Source organism: Synechococcus sp. H70.1, assembly GCF_047502705.1.
GTDB lineage: Bacteria > Cyanobacteriota > Cyanobacteriia > Thermostichales > Thermostichaceae > Thermostichus.
On record NZ_JANSIV010000036.1, the window covers coordinates 1 to 9,450 of the forward strand.

Consider the following 9,450-nt stretch of genomic DNA (forward strand, 5'->3'; position numbering starts at 1 on the left):
CAGAGCTAGCTCAAAGGATTTAGCGGCGAGCCTGGGCAAAAATGGCCTGCAGGATTTCGTCGGCCCCCTGTTGCTTCAGCTTTTCCGCCAGGGAGATTCCCACCGCTTCCGGGTCGGCAGTGGATCCCGTTTGGGTATCGCGGATCAGCCGTCGCCCCTCTAGGTCGGCCACCATGCCGGTTAGGTGCAGCTCTTCCCCCTGCACTTGGCTGTGGACCCCGATGGGCACCTGACAGCCCCCCTCCAAAGCCCGCAAGAAAGCTCGCTCGGCCAAACAGCGGGCTGTGGCCTCCCCATCGGCCAAGGGTCGAATGAGCTCCAAAATCCGCTCGTCCCCCTGCCGGCACTCGATGCCGAGGGATCCCTGGCCAACGGCGTACAAGAACACACTGGGATCTAGCACCTCGTGGATCCGCTGTGCTTGGCCCAGGCGCTTCAGGCCGGCGACTGCCAAGATCAGGCCGTCGTACTCCCCCCGATCCAGCTTGGCCAGGCGGGTGTTGAGGTTGCCCCGCACGTCCTTAAACTGCAGGTGGGGAAAGGCGTGGCGCAGTTGAGCCAGCCGCCGCAGAGAGGAAGTGCCAATCACCGTCCCTGGTGGGAGGGTGGCCAGGTGGTAGCCGCGCAGCTCCTGCCGCAGCACCAGCGCGTCCAGAGGATCCTCCCTCTGCGTAATCGCCCCCAAGACCAAGCCTTCCGGCAAACGGGTGGGCAAGTCCTTGAGGCTGTGTACCGCCAGATCGCTAGTGCCGTTGAGCAGGCTGACCTCCAGCTCCTTGGTAAACAGGCCCTTATCCCCGATTTTGGCCAGCGCCACATCCAGGATGATGTCTCCCTGGGTGGAAAGGGTGTGCAGCTCTAGGGGCAACCCTGGATGGTGGGCCTGCAACTGCCCCATCACCCAGCGGGTCTGGGCTAGAGCCAGCTCGCTTTTGCGGGAGGCGATCCGCACCGGCTGGACAGCTTGCCAGGGAGTTGAGGCCAGTTCGCTCATGGCTGCTGCAAAATCCGAGAACACCGTCTTTCACGCTAGCTGAATCTGCGCCGCCGCAGGGCAGCGACCTTCAAGATCCTTAACCAGAGCCGCCCTTTCCCCCCAGCTCAGACTTTACTACCGGGATCCGAGCCGGTAGGATAAGTAGGTGGGTCTCCGGCTCGGCGGGAAAGAATTTTCCTTAAACCCAGAGCTTTTGAGGGGAGAGTTCTGAAACCTTGCTTTGCTTGGTCGTCTGCCTGGTATAGGTCTTATGGAAGAAAACAACGTTGGCAACGGCACTCAGTTACTGCTCAAGCGCACCATCCCTGTCAAGGTGGTGGTCACCCCCCTTTGGAAGAAAGAAATGCGGGAGCAACTGGAGCGGCAGATTGAAGCTACTGATGCTCAGATCCAGCAACTGGAGTTTCAGGGTAAGCGGGCCATTGCCGAAATTGAAAAACAAAGCCCTAACCCCAATAGCCCCCAGGTGCTGCAGCAGGTGGAAGCGGTGAAAAGCCGCGTGAACGAGCAGAAGATTAGGCTCTTGGATCAAAAAAACCAGTTGCTCCAGCAGATTAACCAACTGAGCAACTTGGAACTGAACCAAGAGGTCCTGCAAGGCAGCATAGAGAGCTTCTTCCGCGTGCAGAAGGGAGACAACCTAATTCAGAAAATGCAGGTGGAGATCCTGCTTGAAGATGGGGTGATCAAGGAAATTCGCGGCAACCCGTAAGAGGGATCCCCTGCGGTAGGGGTGGCAGCCCAAAAGCCTAGGTCTTTAGCCCAAGTCGGTGACAACACAGTGGTGGCAATGATGAACGACCTCTGAACAGCCGCCAGCTTCAAGCGTGGGCGGGTCGGTTGATTTGGGCAAAGCTGTTACCGACGAGATGCTTCCCATGTCTGAGTTTGTCTGGTCAGAGGCGGTTCCCCTGGAGGATCTTCACCTTCCCGATTGGCTGCTTACCTCAGCCCAGCGTCGCCGGCTTAAGGCTCTGCTGGTTTTGGCGATGGTTTGGGGGCTAGTTAGCCTGATGCACCAGGTAGCAGTGGCTCGCTGGCTTACAGTTGGCCTAGCTACCTTCATGGTTATCCACGTCAACCGCCTGTTTCGTCTGCAGCCGGCAGACCCGCCACCTCCCTTGCGGCTTTACCCTCTAGAGACAACAGCTGGCGATGAGGTTGACCAGGGATCTCTCCAGCTCCCGTCAGCGGCCTTGCCAAAGCCCCCTTTGCCGCGGGTAGCAGTGCTGATCCCGGCCAAAAACGAAAGTGCTGTGCTGCCGCGGCTACTGCAGAGCCTTAGTCAGTTGGACTACCCCCGCAGCCATCTAGAGCTGTGGGCCATCGATGACGCCAGCAGCGATGCCACCCCAGAGATCCTGCAAGAGGCCCAAAGGTGGCTGCCGCACCTACGCGTTTACCGACGGCCGCCGGGGCGAGGGGGCGGTAAGTCTGGCGCCCTCAACGAGGTTCTCCCCCTAACCCAGGGAGAGATCATCCTTGTCTGCGATGCCGATGCCATTGTGCCCCCGGATCTCCTGGCTCGCACCCTGCCCCTGTTTAGTCAGCCTTCCTCTCCCGGTCGGCGGGCAGTGGGCGCTGTCCAGGTGCGCAAAGCCCTAAGCAACCCCAACGTCAATTTCTGGACGCTGGGCCAGGTGGCGGAGATGGCCTCTGATGCCTACTTGCAGCAGCAGCGGGTGCTCATCGGTGGTATTGGCGAGCTGCGGGGCAACGGCCAATTGGTACGGCGGGATGTTCTGGAAAAGTGCGGCGGCTGGAACGAAAGCACCCTTACCGACGACCTGGATCTCACCTTGAAGCTCCACCTGGCGGGGGTAGACATTGCCTTCCTCATCGAGCCGGCTATTGTCGAAGAAGGGGTTACCTCCTGGAAAAGCCTTTGGCACCAGCGCTGTCGTTGGGCAGAAGGCGGTTACCAGCGTTACCTTGACTACTGGCCAGGGATCCTCAGTGGCCGCCTGGGCATGGCCAAGACCGTGGATCTCTGGGCTTTCTTTATCTGCCAGTATCTGCTGCCCATGGCTTTGGTTCCCGATACTCTCTGGGTACTGTTGACAGGGCATTCCTCGGTGCTGCTCCCCCTGAACGCTCTAGTCATGGGATCCCTAACGCTGGCCTTCTACCGCAGCTTGCGTCAAGTGGAGGGGCTGCGCGGAGGGAAGCTCTGGTGGCGCACTGCCCTGGGTCTGGTGTACATGCTCCACTGGCTGCCGGTTATGATTGTTACCACGGCCCGCATGTGTGTGCAGCCCAAACGGCTGAGGTGGGTGAAGACCGTGCACTACGGCAACTGATCCCAACCCTGTTTTTCCCTGCTATCCTAATTCAAACGCCGCTCACCACCTACCCAGCCTGACTATGGCTCGCCTCTACTACGATAGCGACGCTAACCTCGATCTCCTGAACGGCCAGACGGTGGCCATCATCGGCTACGGCAGCCAGGGCCACGCTCACGCTCTCAACCTGCGCGACAGCGGTGTCAACGTCCTTGTCGGCCTCTACCCCGGCAGCCCCTCTTGGCCCAAGGCCGAGCAGGACGGGTTGGTCGTCAAGACAGTAGCCGAGGCCGCTGCCACCGCTGACTGGGTGATGATCCTGCTGCCCGACGAAGTGCAGAAGGCCGTCTTCCAAAGCGAGATCCGGCCCCACCTTAAGCCGGGGAAGGTGCTCCTATTTGCCCACGGCTTCAACATCCACTTTGGCCAGATCCAGCCCCCGGCAGACATCGATGTCGTCATGGTAGCCCCCAAAGGCCCTGGTCACCTGGTGCGGCGCACTTACCAGGAGGGCCAAGGGGTACCTTGTCTGTTTGCTGTCTACCAGGATGCCTCGGGGATGGCGCGGGAGCGGGCCATGGCTTATGCCAAGGGGATTGGCGGCACGCGAGCTGGCATCCTGGAGACCACCTTTCGGGAGGAGACCGAGACCGACCTCTTTGGCGAGCAGGTGGTGCTCTGCGGTGGCCTAACGGCCCTGATCAAGGCTGGGTTTGAGACGCTCGTGGAAGCGGGCTACCAGCCGGAGCTGGCTTACTTCGAGTGCCTGCACGAAGTCAAGCTCATTGTCGATCTTATCGTTGAGGGGGGGCTGGAAAAGATGCGCCATAGCATCTCCAACACAGCAGAATACGGCGACTATACCCGCGGCCCCCGCATCATCACAGAGCAAGTTCGTGCCGAGATGAAGCGCATCCTTGCTGAGATCCAAAGCGGCCAGTTTGCCCGCGAGTTTGTCCTAGAAAACCAAGCGGGTAGGCCAGTGCTCACTGCCATGCGTCGCTGCGAGGCTGAGCATCCCATCGAAAAAGTGGGTAAGGAGCTGCGGGCCATGTTTAGCTGGCTGAAAAAGTAAGAAGTCCTTACCAGAGGCAGGTCTTGTGCTGGATCTAAAGCTGCTACGGGATCGCCCGGAAGAGGTACGCCAAGCCCTGGACAAGCGCGGGGCCAGTGCTGACTTGGACAGGATCCTGCAGTTGGATCGAGAGCGGCGCCAGTTGGAGACCCGGCGCGGATCTCTGCAGGCGGAAAGCAACAGCCTTGGCAAAAAAGTTGGCGAGCTTCTCCAGCGGGGAGCGGATCCCCACGGAGCGGAAGTGGCGGCTCTGCGGCAGCGGGGGGCAGAGCTCAAAGCAGAAATTGCCCAACTGGAGCAGCAAGAACGGGAGCTGGAGGAGGAGATGCGCGCCCGGCTGCTTACCCTGCCCAACCTGCCGCTGCCCAGCGTACCAGTTGGCCGAGATGAGACCGACAACGTGGAGGTGCGCCGCTGGGGCGACGACCTCAAGCCTGCCCATCCCGTCCTTCCCCACGACGAGATTGCGGAGAAGCTGGGCCTCTTGGAGGTTGGCCGCGCCGTCAAGGTGGCCCAGAGCCGCTTTGTGGCTATGGTAGGGGCAGGGGCAGCTCTGGAGCGGGCCTTGATTGCCATGATGCTGGAGCGCCATCTTGCCGCTGGCTACACCGAGGTCATCCCTCCTTTTTTGGTTAACAGCGCCGCTCTAGAAGGGACAGGGCAGTTGCCCAAGTTTGCCTCAGAGAGCTTTCGCTGTGCGGAGGACGACCTCTGGCTAATCCCGACGGCAGAAGTGCCCCTCACCAACCTGTACCGGGATGAGGTGATCCCAGCCGAGCGCCTCCCCCTAAATTTCTGTGCCTATACGCCCTGCTTTCGCCGCGAAGCCGGCAGCTATGGCCGCGACACCAAGGGCCTAATCCGGCTGCACCAGTTTCAAAAGGTGGAGCTGGTCAAGATTACCCTTCCCCAGCAATCGGAGGCCGAGCACGAAAAACTCGTGCAGGATGCGGAGGCCATTTTACAGATGCTGGAGCTGCCCTACCGGGTGGTGGAGCTGTGCACCGGCGATCTGGGCTTTGCGGCGGCCCGCTGCTTTGATCTGGAGGTGTGGTTTCCCTCCCAAAACCGCTACCGGGAGATCTCCAGTTGCTCCAACTGCTGGGATTTCCAGGCCCGCCGCGCCAACCTGCGCTACAAAGAAGCGGGGCAAAAGGGTACCCACTTCGTCCACACCCTCAATGGCTCTGGCTTGGCGGTGGGACGTACTCTGGCTGCTCTGTTGGAAAATCACCAGCAGCCAGACGGCTCGATCCGCATTCCCCAGGCGCTGCGTCCTTTTCTGAGCTCCCGCTTTCTGGCTGAAGACGGCACTCTTCGACCCTGATTAAGCCCCAACTCAGGAAGGGAAGGCCCTGGAGGCGCTTAAGCTAGCCTGGAGAGGTATTCCTACTTTGGCAAGGGGTCATGTTGCCTAGGCATCGTCCCAAAAAACTGTCGCTGGGCCCTCTGGAAGCAGAGATCCTTGAGATCCTCTGGGATCTGGGCAGCGCTAGCACTCGCCAAATCCACGAGCGCATTCTGGCCGATCCCAACCGCGAGTTGGCCTATGCCTCAGTAACCACCGTCTTGCAGCGCTTGAGCCAAAAAGGCTGGGTAAGCTGTGAACGGCGCACAGATGCCGAGGGGCGGCCTCTGCCAATGCTGTGGCGGCCCTGTCTCTCTCGCCAGGAAGCTGCCAGCCTGAGGGCCTTTGACCACTTGCAGCAGTTTTTGGCCGTCGGGGATCCCGACACAGTGGCAGCCTTTGCCGACAGTCTGGATCAGGCCAGCGTGTCCCAGTTGCAGGCGATTGCCGAGCGGCTGCGGGCTGCGCGGGAAGCCAGGAGGGATCCCCAATGAGCCACTTGGGCATGTTGCTGTTGGGTTTGGGCTTAAGTTGGCTGTGGCGAGCCCAGGTGCGGCTGGATAGAGGGGGTTCCTGGGCCCAGCGCTGGCAGTGGGCCTGGATCCACTTCTTGCTGCCGCCGCTGTTTTTGCTGACCACTGCTTTTGCTCTAGCTTGGATGGGGCCATGGGGACAAATGGCCGGGTCAGGAGGCTGGTTCTGCTATGGCTGTGCGCTGCTGGTGCTGGCCGTGGCTGGGGGCGTAGCCTTGCACTGGGCTTGGGAGTTCTGGCGCTCCTGCCGACGTGCTCACCTCCAGGCTCTGGCCCAAGTTGATCTGTACGGCTCTCCGGCCTACGTCCTGGATTTGGAGATCCCTTTTGCCGCCCAGGTGGGGGTGTGGAAGCCGCAATTGGTGGTTAGCCGCGGCTTGCTGGAGCAGTTGGATGAAGAGCACCTGCAGGCAGTGCTGGCCCACGAAGAGGCCCATCGCCACTACCGCGATACCTTGTGGATGTTTGCAGCTGGTTGGCTGCGGCGCCTCAGCAGCTGGCTGCCGAATACGGAGGTTCTCTGGCAAGAACTGCTGACGCTGCGGGAGCTGCGGGCAGATCGCTGGGCGGCCCAGCGGGTGGATCCCTTGGTGCTGGGAGAGGCGTTGCTCCAGGTAGTGGGCTATGGGGTAAGAGGGCAGCCGTCCAACGCTTGGGTCGGCTTTGCCCTGGAAATGGGCTCCACTCTTGGAGGACGCCTGCAGGAACGCATTGAGGCTCTGCTGCAGGCAGAGGGGTCTGAAGTCTCTGGGCCCTCGCCATTCCCGGGGAGTTGGGCTTGGCTGGGGTTGGCGCTGTTGCCTTTGCTTACTATTCCCTTTCACACCTAAGGCCAGGCTTGCCGATTGGCTGCTGCGTAGGGGTAGACAGCTCTTCTTGAGGGTTGAGGGTTTCTAGCGATGGCAAGGCTGTAGCTGGCATTGCCGCAGGGGCAGGGTTCGGGGCAAGACCAAGGGGCAAATGGGAACTGGCAAGAGCCAACTCCTGCAGGGCCGCTTGGGCTGGCTGGAACTGGGGATCCAGCTCTAGGCAGCGCTGCAAACTAGCTTGGGCGGCCTCCCGCTGACCAGCCCGCAGTTGGATTAGCCCCAAGGTATGCCAAAAGGCAGGCCGCTGCGGCTGCAACTCTGTGGCCCGTTGGGCGTCGGCTAAGGCCAGCTCCAGCTTCCCCAGCTTCAGGACTTCCCAAGCGCGGTTGTTGAGGGCCACCGCGTCTTCTGGGGTGAGCTCTAGGACGCGCGAGTAGGCTTGCGCCGCTTTCTCTGCCTCCCCAAGGTCGCCATAGACCAGCCCTAGGGCAAACCAGCCCCAGGGATCTTGCTCATTGAGGCTAATCAGCCGCTGACTGGCAGCAAGGGCCTCCTCCAGCCGGCCCAAGCGCCGCAGGCTGGTGATCTGGCCAAACCAGCAGGCTACGCTGCCAGGGCGCTGCTGCACAAGGCGTTGGAACTCCTCCAAGCTGGCCTCGTATTGCCCCAACTCCTGTAGAGCTGCCGCCAAGGCATAGCGAGCCGGAAAGTCCTCTGGCCGGATCTTCAGGGCCTCCTCGAAGTGGATGCAGGCCTCTTTGAGATAGCCCAGTTTCTGGAAAGCCACGCCGCGGGCATACCAGCCTTTGGGGTTGTCAGCGTCATAGCGCAGGGCGCGCTCCAAGGCCTTGCTGGCTAACCGGTACTGCCCAAGGCACAACAGGGCCACACCCAAGTTGTAGAGCGTAACGGGATCCCGGCGGCGCAGCCGCAGCGAGCGCTTGTAACACTCGATAGCGGAGCGCAGCCGCTGGCAGTGGAACAGGGCATTGCCTTGGTAGCGCCAGACCCGTGCGCTTCTGGGGTTGAGCTTTAAGACCCGGGCAAAACTGGCCGCCGCTGCACTAGGCCGCCGCAGCCGTCGCAGGGCAATCCCCCGCCCCAACCAGCTGCGGGCTTGCTTAGGGTTATACCGCAACGCCTTGTTCAAGCTGTTGAGGGCCAGCTTTGGCCGCTTGAGTTGCAGCAGACGAATGCCGCGATTGTGCCAGGCTAAGGCATCTTCGGGGTTGCTCTCCAGCACCTTGTCGTAGTTAACCACCGCCGCTTTGTACTGGCCCAGGCGCCCCAGAATTAGCGCCAAGCGCAGCCGGGTCTCCTCATCGTAGGGGTTAATGCTCAGGGATCCGTGGTAGCTGTCTATTGCCTCACGGTAGCGGCCTAACTGCACCAGCACATCGCCGCGGCGACTCCAGGCCAGGGCAAAGTTGGGATCCATGTTCAAGGCGCGGTCGTAGGCAGCCAGGGCTTCAGTTAGGTTGCCTCGCTTGCGCCATTCTTCTGCGCGCTCAAACTGGATATCGGCGCTGTTCCACTGAAACAGGCGCTGAAGAAATTGCAAAATGGCAATCTTGCGCGCCCCTTCCTCCGGAGTGGCGGAGGGGATTTCGCCGGTAGCAATGCGCAGGATAGCTAGCTGAATGGCTCGCAGAAAAGCTTGGAACCCCCGCACCTCCTCATCTTCAGGAAGTTCCTCGCGGCGGCGGTATTGCAGCCGAAATCGCTGCAGATCACCAGGGGCGGGAAAGCTGGGATCCAAGAAGTGCATCAGCTCGCGGGCCCGGTACTCAAACAGCACCGGATCCTCCTCAGAGCCACTAAAATCCAGCAGGGGCGCTTCTGCTAGGGGCTGAGGCAGCTCGGTGGGCGTGTGGAGCAGCGTCAGCAAACGCTGGTTTTGTCGGGGTGGGGCGTGGGAGAAACCGCTGTAGAGTTCATCTCGGGGCCAGGGATTGGCAACGAATTCCGGCGAGGCCACCACCCCAATCCAGCGGCACTGTTCGATGGCCAGTTGCTGTTCCAGCTTACGGTCATCCCCCGGTTGCAGCCTCCAGCGGTCAAACCAGACCTTGAACCCTTCTCGGTCCAGCCGCTCGGCCAGTTGCTGTACCCAGCGGGCCTGGGCGCGGTGGTAGCGCAGAAAGAGATCAAATTTGTAGTGTTCTGAAGACATGAACGCCCACTTGCTGATTTCTTCCAGCTTATCCTTGCCACCGCCTGGGCGGCTGGGGGGCCATCGGGGAGGGCAGCGGCTCTTCTTGGACAGGGCCAGCAGGGCACCCTCCTCTTGTCAATCGCCCTCTCATGAGGCAACGTCCGCAAAGCGGTAGCCAGGGGCTTTAAGGGCTTCCTCCTGCAGCTGAAGCAGGCGGCTGCTGCTAGCACCCGTAGCAGTTGCAGACTAGG

General features: G+C 61.1%; 8 protein-coding genes. 6 read left to right on the top strand and 2 right to left on the bottom strand.

Going from position 1 to position 9,450, the window contains the following annotated elements:
- Positions 1-19 precede the first annotated feature (19 nt).
- A complete protein-coding gene (gene hemC, locus NW827_RS02530; RefSeq protein ID WP_414403856.1) occupies positions 20-985 on the bottom strand; it encodes a hydroxymethylbilane synthase in 966 nt (321 codons plus the stop codon).
- Positions 986-1,247: 262 nt separating this feature from the next.
- Here hemC and NW827_RS02535 point away from each other — a divergent pair, with 262 nt between their 5' ends.
- The 6 genes from NW827_RS02535 to NW827_RS02560 all read left to right on the top strand — a co-directional run bounded on the left by NW827_RS02535 (position 1,248) and on the right by NW827_RS02560 (position 7,065).
- Entirely contained in the window at positions 1,248-1,709 is a 462-nt protein-coding gene (locus NW827_RS02535) for a YlqD family protein (protein ID WP_414362750.1), read from the top strand.
- 115 nt (positions 1,710-1,824) lie between these two features.
- On the top strand, positions 1,825-3,297 hold the full coding sequence (locus NW827_RS02540; RefSeq protein WP_414403751.1) for a glycosyltransferase: 1,473 nt from the start codon (positions 1,825-1,827) through the stop codon (positions 3,295-3,297).
- Between the two features lie 64 nt (positions 3,298-3,361).
- Positions 3,362-4,354 (top strand): ketol-acid reductoisomerase, encoded by a 993-nt coding sequence (gene ilvC, locus NW827_RS02545; RefSeq protein ID WP_414362749.1) that lies wholly within the window; start codon positions 3,362-3,364, stop codon positions 4,352-4,354.
- Between the two features lie 25 nt (positions 4,355-4,379).
- Entirely contained in the window at positions 4,380-5,681 is a 1,302-nt protein-coding gene (gene serS / locus NW827_RS02550; protein WP_414403750.1) for a serine--tRNA ligase, read from the top strand.
- 80 nt (positions 5,682-5,761) lie between these two features.
- A complete protein-coding gene (locus NW827_RS02555; RefSeq protein WP_414362747.1) occupies positions 5,762-6,196 on the top strand; it encodes a BlaI/MecI/CopY family transcriptional regulator in 435 nt (144 codons plus the stop codon).
- Positions 6,193-7,065, top strand: coding sequence for a M56 family metallopeptidase (locus tag NW827_RS02560; RefSeq protein WP_414362746.1), 873 nt, complete (start codon positions 6,193-6,195; stop codon positions 7,063-7,065). Before NW827_RS02555 ends, NW827_RS02560 begins: the two co-directional genes overlap by 4 nt.
- On the opposite strand, the gene NW827_RS02565 is transcribed toward NW827_RS02560, so the two are convergent.
- Entirely contained in the window at positions 7,046-9,217 is a 2,172-nt protein-coding gene (locus NW827_RS02565; protein ID WP_414403748.1) for a tetratricopeptide repeat protein, read from the bottom strand. The genes NW827_RS02560 and NW827_RS02565 overlap by 20 nt on opposite strands.
- Positions 9,218-9,450: the final 233 nt, after the last annotated feature.